The sequence below is a fragment of the Armatimonadota bacterium genome (genome assembly GCA_025059775.1).
Taxonomy (GTDB): Bacteria; Sysuimicrobiota; Sysuimicrobiia; order Sysuimicrobiales; family Sysuimicrobiaceae; genus Sysuimicrobium.
In genome coordinates, this window is sequence record JANXCW010000009.1 from 22,432 (window position 1) to 35,351 (window position 12,920).

Annotated in this window: 15 protein-coding genes and 1 tRNA gene; 3 read left to right on the forward strand and 13 right to left on the reverse strand. The window is 69.0% G+C overall.

Annotation, left to right across the window (positions count from 1 at the left end):
- Position 1 precedes the first annotated feature (1 nt).
- The 5 genes from N0A24_07920 to N0A24_07940 form a co-directional block, all read right to left on the reverse strand.
- Positions 2-796, reverse strand: coding sequence for a biotin--[acetyl-CoA-carboxylase] ligase (locus N0A24_07920; protein MCS7173302.1), 795 nt, complete (start codon positions 794-796; stop codon positions 2-4).
- Complete coding sequence (gene folB, locus N0A24_07925; protein MCS7173303.1) at positions 760-1,143, reverse strand: dihydroneopterin aldolase; 384 nt, start codon at positions 1,141-1,143, stop codon at positions 760-762. The genes N0A24_07920 and folB overlap by 37 nt, the downstream gene beginning before the upstream one ends.
- 1 nt (position 1,144) lies before the next feature.
- Entirely contained in the window at positions 1,145-2,023 is an 879-nt protein-coding gene (folP, locus tag N0A24_07930) for a dihydropteroate synthase (GenBank protein ID MCS7173304.1), read from the reverse strand.
- Positions 2,024-2,091: 68 nt separating this feature from the next.
- Positions 2,092-2,439 (reverse strand): ASCH domain-containing protein, encoded by a 348-nt coding sequence (locus tag N0A24_07935; protein ID MCS7173305.1) that lies wholly within the window; start codon positions 2,437-2,439, stop codon positions 2,092-2,094.
- A 2-nt stretch (positions 2,440-2,441) separates the two neighbouring features.
- Positions 2,442-2,903 (reverse strand): hypothetical protein, encoded by a 462-nt coding sequence (locus N0A24_07940; GenBank protein MCS7173306.1) that lies wholly within the window; start codon positions 2,901-2,903, stop codon positions 2,442-2,444.
- An 81-nt stretch (positions 2,904-2,984) separates the two neighbouring features.
- On the opposite strand from N0A24_07940, the gene N0A24_07945 reads away from it, so the two are divergent.
- A complete protein-coding gene (locus N0A24_07945; GenBank protein MCS7173307.1) occupies positions 2,985-3,563 on the forward strand; it encodes an isochorismatase family protein in 579 nt (192 codons plus the stop codon).
- Between the two features lie 9 nt (positions 3,564-3,572).
- Positions 3,573-4,286, forward strand: coding sequence for a DUF72 domain-containing protein (locus N0A24_07950; protein ID MCS7173308.1), 714 nt, complete (start codon positions 3,573-3,575; stop codon positions 4,284-4,286).
- A 9-nt stretch (positions 4,287-4,295) separates the two neighbouring features.
- Here the strand turns inward: N0A24_07950 and ruvB are convergent, their stop codons facing one another.
- The 6 genes from ruvB to N0A24_07980 form a co-directional block, all read right to left on the reverse strand.
- Positions 4,296-5,312 (reverse strand): Holliday junction branch migration DNA helicase RuvB, encoded by a 1,017-nt coding sequence (gene ruvB / locus N0A24_07955; protein MCS7173309.1) that lies wholly within the window; start codon positions 5,310-5,312, stop codon positions 4,296-4,298.
- Positions 5,309-5,923: a helix-hairpin-helix domain-containing protein gene (locus tag N0A24_07960; protein ID MCS7173310.1), complete on the reverse strand. Its 615-nt coding sequence runs from the start codon at positions 5,921-5,923 to the stop codon at positions 5,309-5,311. The genes ruvB and N0A24_07960 overlap by 4 nt, the downstream gene beginning before the upstream one ends.
- Positions 5,920-6,402: a crossover junction endodeoxyribonuclease RuvC gene (locus N0A24_07965; GenBank protein MCS7173311.1), complete on the reverse strand. Its 483-nt coding sequence runs from the start codon at positions 6,400-6,402 to the stop codon at positions 5,920-5,922. Before N0A24_07965 ends, N0A24_07960 begins: the two co-directional genes overlap by 4 nt.
- 62 nt (positions 6,403-6,464) lie before the next feature.
- The gene (locus tag N0A24_07970; GenBank protein MCS7173312.1) at positions 6,465-7,211 is read right to left on the reverse strand and encodes a YebC/PmpR family DNA-binding transcriptional regulator; all 747 of its coding nucleotides are present in this window, start codon (positions 7,209-7,211) and stop codon (positions 6,465-6,467) included.
- Positions 7,212-7,259: 48 nt separating this feature from the next.
- A complete protein-coding gene (locus N0A24_07975) occupies positions 7,260-9,431 on the reverse strand; it encodes a penicillin-binding protein 1A (protein MCS7173313.1) in 2,172 nt (723 codons plus the stop codon).
- Positions 9,432-9,635: 204 nt separating this feature from the next.
- A tRNA-Ala gene (locus N0A24_07980) sits at positions 9,636-9,711 on the reverse strand.
- Positions 9,712-9,795: 84 nt separating this feature from the next.
- On the opposite strand from N0A24_07980, the gene N0A24_07985 reads away from it, so the two are divergent.
- Positions 9,796-10,890, forward strand: coding sequence for a glycosidase (locus tag N0A24_07985; GenBank protein MCS7173314.1), 1,095 nt, complete (start codon positions 9,796-9,798; stop codon positions 10,888-10,890).
- On the opposite strand, the gene N0A24_07990 is transcribed toward N0A24_07985, so the two are convergent.
- Both N0A24_07990 and N0A24_07995 read right to left on the reverse strand, forming a co-directional pair.
- Positions 10,887-11,927, reverse strand: a complete 1,041-nt coding sequence (locus N0A24_07990; GenBank protein ID MCS7173315.1) for a glycosyltransferase family 4 protein — start codon at positions 11,925-11,927, stop codon at positions 10,887-10,889. The genes N0A24_07985 and N0A24_07990 overlap by 4 nt on opposite strands.
- Entirely contained in the window at positions 11,927-12,910 is a 984-nt protein-coding gene (locus N0A24_07995) for a hypothetical protein (protein MCS7173316.1), read from the reverse strand. The genes N0A24_07990 and N0A24_07995 overlap by 1 nt, the downstream gene beginning before the upstream one ends.
- Positions 12,911-12,920: the final 10 nt, after the last annotated feature.

Here is a 12,920-nt window from a genome sequence, read left to right on the forward strand (position 1 = left end):
CTCAATCCCCTCCCGGAGCCAGCTCTCCTGCCACGATGCGCTTTGCAGAGCCATCCGGAAGCCGCAGGATGAGAGTTCCATCCTCATCCACGGTCTCCGCGATCCCCTCGTAGGTACCGCTGGGCAGGTAGACCCGCACCCATCGCCCCAGGGTGGTGCTGCGTTCCCGCCACCACCGGAGGACGGTGGCGAAGTCGTCACCCCGGAACGCCTCGTACACGATCTCCAGCTCCGCGCATACCGCGCAGAACAGGTCCCCCAAGTCCACGGGGGTGCCGAGCTCCGCGGCGAGGGAGGTGGCTCCCTCCGGAAGGCCCGGGACCGCGTGGACGTTGAGGCCGATCCCCAGGATCACCCACCACGCGTCCGGTCCCGCCTCCGCGAGCACGCCCCCCACCTTCCTCCCATTCACCACCAGGTCATTCGGCCATCGCAGTCCCACCGCAACCCGGCACACCCGCTCGATGGCCCGGGCCGCAGACAGCCCGCCCACCAAGCTCAGCTTGGGAACCTCCGGAGGGGAGACGAGGGGGCGGAGGACCACGGAGAGGTAGAGCCCGCCCGGAGGAGAGATCCAGGTCCGGCCTAGGCGGCCCCGGCCCGCGGTCTGCGCCTCCGCCACCACCACGGTGCCCTCCGGGGCCCCTTTGATGGCCAGATGGCGGGCCACGTCCTGGGTAGAGGAGACCCGCTCAAAGGTGTGGAGGAAACGTCCAATGTACCGGGTGCGCAGCCGGTCCCGGAGTTCCGCGGGGAAGCTCATGGCCCAGGCTCCGACCCCCCGGATTCCTTCCATCGCTCCACCCGCACCCCGGCATATCCCAGGGCCCCTCCCAGCCGCACGTGCGGTTTACGGACCTCCACCTGTACCCCTCGGACCTTTCCCAGCGCCAGCAGCCGCCGGGCGATCTCCTCCGCCACCGTCTCCAGCAGCTGCCGCGGCGGCCCCTCCACCACCTCCCGCACGATCCCATAGACCTCCCGGTAGTCCAGGGTGTCCCCCAACCGGTCGGAGGCACCAGGCAGTCGGAGATCACACAGCACCTCCACGTCTACAAAGAAGGGCTGGCCGCGCTCGCGTTCCTCCGGCTGGACCCCGTGGAACCCGTAGAAGGCCATGTCCTTGAGGAGGATCCGATCCACCTCACACCTCCGGATCCCGCCAGCCTCGGAGGACCGCGTCCGCCACCCGCATGGCCCGGACCACCGCTTGAACGTCATGCACGCGCACGAGATCGGCCCCCGCCGCCGCGGACAGGACGCAGAGGGCAATGGTCCCCTCCACCCGCTCCCTGGGAGGCGCGCCCTGGAGGATCCGGCCAATGGTGGACTTGCGGGAGGGGCCTATGAGGATGGGACACTCCAGGGTCTGCAGCTCCGCAAGGCGCCGGACCACCTCCAGATTGTGCTCGGGCCGCTTGCCGAATCCGAACCCCGGATCGACCACGATGCGTTCCCGGGGGATGCCGTGGCGCTGCGCGAAGGCGATGCGCTCCGCGAGGAACGCCCGGACCTCCCCCACAACGTCCCCGTACCGGGGATCCCGCTGCATGTCCTTCGGGGTCCCCTTCATGTGCATGAGGACCACGGGGCACCCGAACTCCGCCACCACCCGGACCATCTCGGGGTCCGCCCGGAGGGCGCTCGTGTCGTTCACCATCCACGCCCCCGCCCGGAGCGCCCTCCGGGCCACCTCGGACTTCTGGGTGTCCACGCTAATGGGGACGTCCACGGCCGTGGAGAGAGCCTCGATCACGGGGATTACCCGCCGGAGCTCCTCCTCTAGGGGCACCGGGTCCGCACCGGGCCGGGTGGACTCACCGCCCACGTCCAGGAGATCCGCGCCCGCGGCCACCATGTCCTGTGCCCGGCTCAGGGCGGCCTCCACGGGATCGGGGTGACGAAGCAGGCCGTCCCCGCTGAAGGAATCCGGGGTCACGTTCAGGATCCCCATCACAAGGGTCCGCTCCCCCAACCGCAACCGGTACCGGCCGTAAGTGAGCTCCCGCACGGTTTTGAGCATCCTCCCTCCCCACTCGGTGGATGGGCATGCGGATCCACGGGATCCCCGTGCAGCCCGGGCGGGAGGCCTCACTCGCGAATGGGGGAGAAGTGCACCACGGTAACCCAGTCGTCCAGGGTGATGGGCCGACCGTAGATGGCAGAGAGGAACTCCAGGAGTTCCTCGTGCCGCCGGAACTCAGGGTTCTCCCGCTCGATCTCCCGGGGGGTGAGATCCCGGATCTGCTTGTACTCCGTCCGATCGATGACCGCGCAGAAGATCTTCTGTCGTTCCCCGAATTTCCGTCCCACGGTCACCCAGACTACCTGGCCCTCCCGGTACTTGTCCCGCTTGTCGCCGAGACGCACGGTAGCCGTCTTGCGTCCCTGGCGCAGCTGCTGCGCGAACACGGGGGAATAGAAGTTGAGCGCGTACACGGCTACGGCCCTACCAGGGTGACGTTGGCTTGGCGTTGGGTCCGCTTCCGCTCTCCCACCGCTACCTCCCTTCCCTTCAGGTGGTACCGCACCCGGACCGTCTGGATCTCCGGTGGATCCGAGGTGAGGAGCGGAAGAATTTGAAACACCTGTTCGGCAATCCCCTGCGTCGCGCTTGCCAGGAAAGCCCGCCACCGCCCGCGGTCCTGGGGAACCGCTTTGACCCCGTCCAGGGCGACTTGGAATTCCGCGACATGCGCCTGCAGGCGCACCTCCCGCACCGCACCCTCTCCCACCACTCCCTCCGCCAACCGCTTCGCCGCCACCTCCGGGGGTGGAGGACGCCGGGCCTGTTCATAGCGGATCTGCCAGACCGTGACCACCACGCCCAGGAGAACCACCGCCGCGGCGTATACCGCGGCGGCGCGCCACGGGACACCGGATCTGGGGGATCTTTTCGGCAACTGGGCACCTCCGTCCAACCCAGACACCCACTATACTACAGGCAGAAACGCCTGCGGAATCTCATCGGAGGGGGTGGCAGCATGGAGCGCGGCGCGCTCATCATCGTGGACCTCCAGAACGATTTCTGCCCTGGGGGAGCGCTCCCCGTGCCCGGCGGACATGACATCGTGCCCGTGGTGAACGCGCTCTCCCTGCACTTCCAGGAGGCAGGTTGCCCCGTCATCGCCACGCAGGACTGGCATCCCGCGGATCACATCTCCTTCCAGACCCGCGGAGGCCCCTGGCCCGTGCACTGCGTGCAGGGGACTCCGGGCGCAGATCTCCATCCGCTCCTCCGTCGGGAGCCCATCACGCACGTGGTCCGGAAGGCGTACCGTCGGGATGAGGAGGCGTACTCGGGCTTCCAGGGAACGGGACTTGCGGAGCTCTTGCGGGCCCTGGGAGTGGAGGAGGTGTACGTCTGCGGGCTCGCCATGGACGTATGTGTGAACTTCACCGCTCTGGACGCGGCGCGGGCGGGATTCCGCACCATCCTTCTGGAGGACGCCACCCGTCCCGTGTTCCCCGAGCAGCTACCGGAGAAGCGCCGGGCGTGGCAGGAGGCCGGGGTGGCGGTGCGGCAGGCACAGGATCTGCTGGGGGTGTCTGTAGGAGGATAGGAACCGGGAATGGAGGAGATCCGGGTCGGCTGCTGCGGGCTTCCCCGCGGGCTGGTGGAGTATTCCCGCAGCTTCCCGGTGGTGGAGATCCAGCAGACCTTCTACCGTCCCCCGCTCCCGAAGACCGCAGCCCGATGGCGGGCGCAGGTACCCGAGGAATTCGAGTTCACCGTGAAGGCGTGGCAGCTGATCACCCATCCACCCACAAGTCCCACGTACCGGCGCCTGCGCCAGCCCATCCCTGCAGGGAGCCAGGAGCGATATGGGTTTTTTGCGCCCACCCAGGAGGTCCGGCAGGCCTGGGATCGAACCCGGGAGATCGCGGAGGTGCTCCGGGCCCGCATCGTGGTGTTCCAGTGCCCGGCCCGGTTTACACCCGATCCGTCGCACCTCCATAACCTGCGGTCCTTCTTCACCCGGCTGGACCGGGGAGGGATCCGGTGTGCGTGGGAAGTGAGGGGGGCGTGGCCTACGGAGCTGGTGGCGCAGCTGTGTCAGGAGCTGGATCTCCTCCACTGCGTGGATCCCTTCGTCACGCCTCCCGTATACGGGCAACCCAGATACTTCCGGCTCCATGGCCGCCACGGATATCGCTCCCGGTACACGGACGAGGACCTCCAGATCCTCCGGAGCATGTGTTCCGGAGCCACCTACGTGCTGTTCAACAACGCGTACATGTGGGAGGATGGCCTCCGGTTCCAGGCCCTCCTGCAGGCCGCCTGACGGGCCACCTCACAGAAGCTCTCCGCTCCTCCGAAGGGAGAGCCCCAGGTGCGCGCAGGCCGCGGGCGTAACACGGCGCCCCGCAGGGGTACGTACGAGGAAGCCGATCTTGAGGAGGTAGGGTTCCACCACTTCCACCAGGGTGTCCGGCTCCTCCTGGAGCGAGGCGGCGATGGCCTCAATCCCTACGGGCCCTCCCCCGTACACCTCCGCGATCACCCGAAGGAAATCCCGATCCAGGGCATCCAGGCCCAGATCGTCCACGCCCTCGAAGGCGAGGGCCTCCGCGGCCACCTCCCGGGTGATCCGGCCGTCCGAGCGGATCTGCGCGAAGTCCCGCACGCGCCGCAGCAGGCGGTTCGCGATACGGGGTGTACCCCTCGAACGGCGGGCGATCTCCGCGGCCCCTTCCTCCGTGATCTCTACCCCGAGGATGCGGGCCGACCGCCGCACCACCTGGGTGAGCTCCTCCGGGGTGTAGAAGTCCAGGTGGAAGAAGATCCCGAACCGCTCCCGAAGGGGTGCACTCAGCATCCCAACCCGGGTGGTGGCGCCGATGAGGGTGAAGGGACGCAGCCGGTACCGGAGGGTGCGGGCATGCACGCCCCGGTCCAGCACGAAGTGCACGCAGTAGTCCTCCATGGCGGGGTAGAGCAGCTCCTCCACCGCCCGGCCGAGCCGGTGGATCTCATCGATGAAGAGGATGTCCCCCTCCTCCAGGTTCGTGAGAATACCCATGAGATCCCCACCCCGCTCCAGGGCCGGACCGGAGGCCTGCACGAGGTTGGCGTGCATCTCCGCGGCGATCACGTGGGCCAGCGTGGTCTTCCCCAGGCCCGGAGGCCCGTGCAGGAGGATGTGGTCCAGGGCCTCCTTCCGCGCCCGCGCGGCCTGGATGGCGATGCGCAGGCCCTCCCGGACCCGGGACTGCCCCACGCACTCGTCCAGGGTGCGGGGCCGGAGGGAGCGCAGGAACGTCGTCTCCTCCGGAGGCACGCTAGCGCCCGCGAACCGCTCCCGGCTCACGACCTAGCCTCCCGCTGCACCCGGTACACCTCCTGGAAGAGCTCCTCCGCGCTGCGGACGGTGGGGTTGCGGCGGAGGGCTGCCTCCACCATGCGCCGGGCTTCCCCGGGGCGGTGTCCGAGCTGTTTGGTGAGGATCTCCAGCACCTCCTCCCGGAAGTCCACCTCCTGGGGCGCCGCCGGAACCTCCGCCCGCAGCAGGGCGAACTTCCCCATCTTCCCGTGCAGGGCCGCGATGACCTTCTCCGCGGTGCGCGCCCCTAGGCCCGGGAGCCGTTTGAGAAAGCCCACGTCGCGCCGCTCGATGGCATCCGCGATCTCGTGCACGGGACAGGCCATGGCCCGGACCGCCCGGGCAGGGCCAAGGCCATCCACGGTGATGAACCGTTCGAAGAACTCCCGCTCCACCCAGGTCCGGAATCCCACCAACATGGGCTTGGGCTGGTTCGGGCTCGCCTGGTACGAGATGTACAGGGCCACCTCCGCTCCCTCCCGCATCTCCGCATCCGCGAGGTAGGCGGGGAGTACCACCTCGTAGCCCACCCCCCCGCACTCCACCACCACCCCTCCCTCCATCCGGTGCAGGACCTTTCCCCGCAGGTAGCTGATCATGCACGCCGCTCCCCGAGCCGTCCCAGCAGCGCCAGGGCCAGGGCTATGGCATCCGCGGCGTGATGCGGGAGGGATCCCTCGAACCCCAACCGGGCGCATACGGTGGCCTGCACCTGAGCCTTTGGGGCTCGTCCGTTGCCGGTAATGGCCCGCTTTACCTCCGCGGGTGGGAGGGAGGCGACCCGCACCCCCGCATGCGCGGCTGCCAGGAACAACACCCCCAGCACGTGCCCGATGCGGAGCCCCGCACGGGGGAACCGGAGATGGCTGAAGACATCTTCCAGAACCACCACCTCCGGCCGGGCTTCCTCCAGAAGAGCCCGGGCATCCGTATAGATCTCCTCCAGGCGTACCTCCAGGGGCCCGTCCGGGCGCGCACGGATCACTCCGGCCTCCACCAGCACCGGCCCCGCTTCCCCCGTCCGGACCACCGCGTAGCCCGTGGCCCGCAGCCCTGGATCGAACCCCACCACGGTCATGGCCGGATGGGCGAACCTCTGTTTGATTCTCCCGCCAATGAGATCTCCCTGCAAGGGGAGGATTAACTCACCCGCTGGAGGATCTCTTCGGGGATGTCGAAGTTCGCATAGACCTGCTGGACGTCGTCCAGCTCCTCCAAGGCTTCCAGGAGCCGTAGAACGCGTTCGGCCTCCGGACCGTCCAGCGGGACGGTGGATTTCGGAAGGAGGGTGATCTCCACCCGGCCGATCTCAATCCCGGCTTGGGCGAGGGCTTCCCGAACCCGGTTCAGGTCTTCCGGAGCCGTGATCACCTCGTACACGCCGTCGTCCGGCCGGACGTCCTCCGCCCCCGCTTCGAGGGCCACCAGCAGGAGGTCGTCCTCGGAGATCCGGCCTCGGTCCACCTGAATGACGCCCTTCCGGTTGAACATCCACGCCACCGCGCCCGCCTCCGCCATGCTGCCCCCCAGGCGGTGGAAAACGGAGCGGATCTCCGCGGCGGTACGGTTCCGGTTGTCCGTGGCGGCCCGTACCAGGATGGCCACCCCTCCCGGCCCGTAGCCCTCGTAGGTGACCTCCTCATAGTGCTCTCCGCCCCCGGCTCCGGCGCCCCGGGTGATGGCCCGCTGGATGTTCTCGTTGGGCATCCCGGCTTCTCGGGCCCGCTCGATGGCGCTGCGCAGCCGTGGGTTCGCGTCCGGGTTACTCCCCCCCTCGCGGGCGGCCACGATGATCTCCCGCGTGAGCTTGCTGAAGAGCTTGCCGCGCACGCGGTCCATCTTCTCCTTCTTGATCCGGATGTTGTGCCACCTGGAGTGTCCCGCCATGGCCCTAAACCCCTTCTCCTCCTGGGCTCAAGACCATTGTAGCGCCTGCTACCGCTCCGTGACCGTGACCCGGGTCGTGGCCAGCATGCCCCCGGGGCTGTAGGCGGTCACCACGATCGCGTACCGGGCTCCCACAAACCGCAGGGGGGACTCTACGGTGAGGCGGAAGGTCCCGTCGGGCCCGGCCAGGAGCCACTCGTCCCGCACCGGCACGGGCGCAGCTCCCTCCTCCAGGGAGACGACCACCCGCACCCGGCTTCCGGGCGTAGTCCTCCCCGCGATCTCGAAGGGAGACATGACGAGTCCCCCCGCGGCGGGGAGGTCGAGTTTGACCGTGTGCCCCGGACTCTCCTCCGACCCCGCACGGCCGCCCATCGAGCCCGGCTCCCCGGAGGCCGCGGGGGGAGCCGGAGAAGCCCCTTCGGGGCGCGCGAAGTCGACCGGGGGCCTGTCTCCCAGGGCTTCCCGCATGAACCGGGCCCACAGGCGGGCGGGGACGGTCCCTCCCACCACCTTGCGCATGGGCGTGTTGTCGTCATTGCCCACCCACACCGCCACCGCGAGGTCCGGGGTATAGCCCACGAACCAGGCGTTTCGGTAGTCGTCCGTGGTCCCCGTCTTCCCCGCGGCCGGGCGGCCGATATCGGCCGCCCGGCCGGTTCCGCGGAGGATCACCCCCCGGAGGATGTCCGTCATGGTGTACGCCACCTCCGGCCGGAGGGCGAGGCGACGCTCCGGGGTGAATTCGTCCAGCACGCGGCCCGCCGCATCCGTCACCCGGGTGATGGCCACGGGCTCGGTGTAGACGCCGTTGGCCGCCAGGGTGGCGTAGGCGGAGGCCATCTCCAGCACGGTGACCTCCGAGGTACCCAGGGCGAGGGAGAGATTGGGCTGAAGGGTGCTGCGGATCCCCATGCGGCGGGCAGTCTCGATCACCGCCTGTGGCCCCAGCTCCGCCAGCACCCGGACCGCGGGCACGTTCCGGGAGTGCTCCACCGCCCGCCGGAGCGTGAGGGGACCCCAGTATGTCCGATCGTAGTTCTTCGGCTGCCACTCGCCGAATCCCGGGACGCGATATCGGACGGGCAGATCCAGGAGGATGTCTTCCGGGGAAGCTCCGTGTGCCAGCGCGGTGACGTAGATGAAGGGCTTGAAGGCGCTCCCGGGCTGGCGGCGGGCCTGCCACGCCCGGTTGAACTGCGACCGGAGGAAGTTCACCCCACCCACCATGGCCTTGATGTGGCCGGTACGCGGATCCAGGGCTACAAGGGCTCCCTGGGAGACCCGGCTTGCTCGGGCTTCCGCCACGCCCCGCGCGATGACCCGCTGCGCCAGCTCCTGAAGACGCACGTCCAGGGTGGTGTAGACCCGCAGCCCTCCTCTGTACACCCGCTCCTCCCCGTAGCGCTGGACGAGGAAGGGGAGGAGGTAGGAGACAAAGTACGGAGCCCGGATTCCCACCAGGCCCGCGTTGATCGGGGCGCGGCGAAGCCTCAGGGGAGCCCGCAGGGCGGCCTGCGCCTGCTCCGGGGAGATAAAGTCCAGCTCCACCATCTTGCGCAGCACCTGCTCCTGCCGGCGCTTTGCAGCTGGGAAGTTCCGGAAAGGATCGTAGCGGCTCGGTGCCTGGATCAACCCGGCCAACAGGCTCGCTTCAGGCAGACCGAGTTCTCCCACGGGCCTGTTGAAGTACACCTGGGCTGCCATCTCCACGCCGTACGCACCGTTCCCGAAGTATACCTGGTTCAGGTAGCGCTCGAGGATCTCGTCCTTGGTGAGGTGGCGCTCCATCTCCAGGGCGAGCAGCATCTCGTGCAGCTTGCGGATCAGGGTACGCTCGGGGGTCAAAAAGAGGGTCCGTGCCAGCTGCTGGGTGATGGTGCTCCCGCCCTCCAGGATCCGGTTCCGGGTGAGGTTCACCCAGAGTGCCCGCGCTACTCCGACGACGTCCACGCCCCGGTGCTGGTAGAACCGCTCGTCCTCGATGGCGATCACCGCCTCCTGTAGGACCCGGGGGATGGCGGAGAGGGGCACGTAGATGCGGTTCTCGCGGTAAAGGCTCGCGATCAGTTCCCCGTTGGCCGCATAGATGCGGGTGGCCTGACTGGGCGGGTGATAAAGGACGGAGACGTCCGGGAGGGCGGCCCGGGCCGCCAGGAGGAGGGCGGCCGCTCCCGTAAGAAGCGCCACGGAGAGACCGGCGAGCGCGGCAGAGCCCACCACCAGCCACCGCCCTCCCCGAGGGGGCCGCTTCCGGGAGGACGAGCCAGGGCCTTTCATCCCGAATCTCCCCGATCCACGCGTCCCCATGGTACCAGCCAAACAATTCCGACGCCTACCCCGGGTCCACGGGGACGACGGGGAATGTGGCACGGGAGTTGCTTATGCAAGCCCGGAGAGGGGAATGCGGGCCACAGGCTTCCCTGGTGGAGACGAGCGGATTCGAACCGCCGACCTCCGCGTTGCGAACGCGGCGCTCTCCCAACTGAGCTACGTCCCCACGCCTCCCGTGATTTTACCGAACCCCCAGGAATCCCGCAACGCCCCCGGAACAACCTCCCCTTCCTTCCCGTTTGGAAGGAAGGTGCGGACGGTCTTCGCGAACCCCGTGCCTCCCGTGTTATGCTGGGGGCTTGGTAATAGCCGGGAGGAGGCAGACGCCATGAACCCTTCTGCCGCGCGGGTCGTCACCTTGAGCGCTCCCCGCCTGGAGCGCCACCCGGAGAACCCCATCCTCCAGCCCACTACCCACTGGTGGGAGTGCCGGTGGGTGTTCAACCCCGGTGCCGCGGTCCACAGGGGCCGGGTTCACCTCCTGTACCGGGCCCAGGGAGAGGACTGGATCTCCCGGCTCGGGCTGGCCATCCTGGAGGAGGACGGGGTTCGGGTGGCGTACCGGAGCCCCCTCCCGGTGTTCGAACCGGACGTGAACAACCCCTGGGAACGGCTGGGGGTGGAGGATCCCCGGATCACCCGCATCGCGGACCAGTACTACGTGTGCTATACCGCCGCGAGCCTTTACCCCGCCCTTAAGCCCCGCACGTACCGGCGTCCCAGCCCCTTCACGGATGCCGGGGTGCCGTGGCGAACCCGGATCGCCATCGCCACCACCCGGGACTTCCGGAATTTCCGGCGGCGCGGACTCGCCTTCGCGCAGTGGGAGAACAAGAACGGTGCCCTCTTCCCCGTCCGGTTCGAGGGACGGTACTTGCTGCTGCACCGGATCTTCCCGGACATCCACCTGGGATCGAGCAAGGATCTGCGCCACTGGCACAATTACGGGCCCATCCTCCGACCCCGGCCCGGCATGTGGGACAGCAACCGGGTGGGGGCAGGAGGCCCACCGCTCCGGACCCCGTACGGGTGGCTTCTGATCTACCACGGGGTAGACGACAACCGGGTCTACCGGCTCGGCGCGGCCCTGCTGGATCCGCTGAACCCCAGGCGGATCCTGGGACGCTCCACCGACCCCATCCTGGAGCCGGAGGAGCCGTACGAGCGGGAAGGGCTGGTGCCCAACGTGGTCTTCACCTGCGGCGCCGTCTTCTACCGGGGCCGGCTGATGGTGTACTACGGAGGCGCGGATCAGGTGGTGGCCGTGGCCTCCGTGCCGAAGGAGAAGGTCCTGGCCTGGGCCCGGAAAGTGGCCCTCCGATCCCAACGGGACGGTCAGGACTAGATCGGGCGCGCCTCGCGCAGGACCCGCTCGTAGGCTCGGAGGTGGTCCTGCACCATCCGCTGGGCGCTGAAGTGCTCCTGCACCCAGGCGCGGCAGGCCTCCCGGGAGATCTCCCGGATCCGTTCCACCGCCTCCACGGCTCCCTCTAGATCCTCCACCACGAAGCCCGTGCGGCCGTGGGCCACCACCTCCGGGACCGCGCCCCGCCGGGTCCCGATCACCGGGAGGCCACAGGCCATGGCTTCGATCATGGTGAGTCCGAAGGCCTCCTCGTACTCCACGAGGTGCACAAAGGCCAGGGCCTGGCAGCTGAGCCGGTTGCGCTCCTCCGCGGTCACGGGGCCGATGAACCGCACGAGCTTCCCGTCCAGATGGGGTTCCACCTCCCGCACGAAGTACTCCTCCTCTTCCGGCGGCACGATTCCCCCGATCACGAGAGGAGTTCGGGTGCGGCGCGCGAGGGCGATGGTGGTGTGCACCCCCTTCACCCGGGCGATGCGTCCCACGAAGAGCAGGAAGTCCCCGGGGGTTTCGCTGTAAGGGAAACGCTCCACCTCCACTCCATGGTGGATGGTGGCCACGTAGCGGAGCTCCGGGAGAAGACGGCGCTCCGCGTGGCTGATGGCGATGTAGGGCAGGTGGCGGAAGTGCCGGTAGAGGAGGGCGCTATCGGGCTCCGCGCCCGAGCCATGGAGGGTGGTCACCATGGGGCGCGGCACAAAGGGCGCGTAGGAGACCACAAAGGAGCCCGCGTGGTTGTGCACGAGGTCGAAGGCCTCCGCCTGCTCCAGGCAGTGCACCGCGTGGAGGATCTCGTACCCTCGGGCGGCCCGTCGGAGCTCCGGATCCTCCATAAGGGGGCGGGGGACAACGCTCCTCAGCCGTGCCTGGGTGAGGGAGTCCCCGGTGGCGAACAGGGTGACCTCCACCCCGGCCCGGACCAGTCCCTCCACCAGGGTACTGGTGGCCTGCTCCCACCCTCCGTAGTGCCGGGGTGGGCACCGCCAGGCAATGGGCGCGAGGACGGCCAAGCGCATTAGGCCTGCAGGCTCAGAGCAGCCAGGAGGTAGGCGAGGCACGCCTCGGCCCCCCGATCCTCATTCGGACCGTCTGGACCGAGGCCGTCCCGACAGGATCCGTCCCCGTCCACGAGAGCCACACCCAGGGGATTCGCTCCGAAGAACCACCCCCACCCGAGGAGCGCGGCCGCACGGTACCGTGGATCCCCTCTCCACCGCCACGCTTCCACGCACGCCTCCACCAAGGCCCCCGGGTCTATGGGTTGCTGGTCCCACCGGGCCTTGCGCCCTCCCCTCGGGTACCAGCCTCGGTTTCCTACCGGTACCACGACCCCGTCCTCCAACACCACCTCCAGCAGGAAGTCCAAGGTGCGCAGGGCCGCATCGGCCCACTCCGGGCGGAGGCAGGCCGCCCGGAGCAGGGCCTGGGGAACCCGCCCCAGTTCGTACGTGAGCACGGGCTCCGGCCACGGCCAATCCTCCGGGGTATCCCGCAGCTGCCGGTAGAGGGCTTGGCCGACCTCCTCCGCCGCCTCCCAGGCTCCCCCGGCCACCAAGCCCAACAGGGCATTGGCCCGGCCGCGACAGGTGCGAAGGGCCCGGACGGTAGGCAGAGCCCGGTCGAACAGGACGCGCGCCGCCTGCCGCAGGGAATGCGGCAGGGAGGAGGCTAGAACCTCGCCCAGGGCCCAGAGGCACCGGCCCTGGCAGTCCTCGGAGACCCCGCAGGGAAGCAGACGGCGATCGCCCCCCCACAGGTTGTGGAACCAGCCGTCGGGGCGCAGGCTGCGGCGGAGGAAGTCCAGGTAGATCCGGCTCAGGTCCACCTGACCGGTCCGGGCAGCTACCACCAGGCCCCGCGCGTTGTCGTCCGCGGTGTAGCCGCTTGAGCGGTCCGGCCACCTCCCCCGGGAGAACTGAACGAGCCCGAACCCATCCGTAAGGCGCCGCAGATGTCCCCACCGGACCGCTACGGGCGTGGTCCGCTCCACCCGGCCCATGGGATCCGCC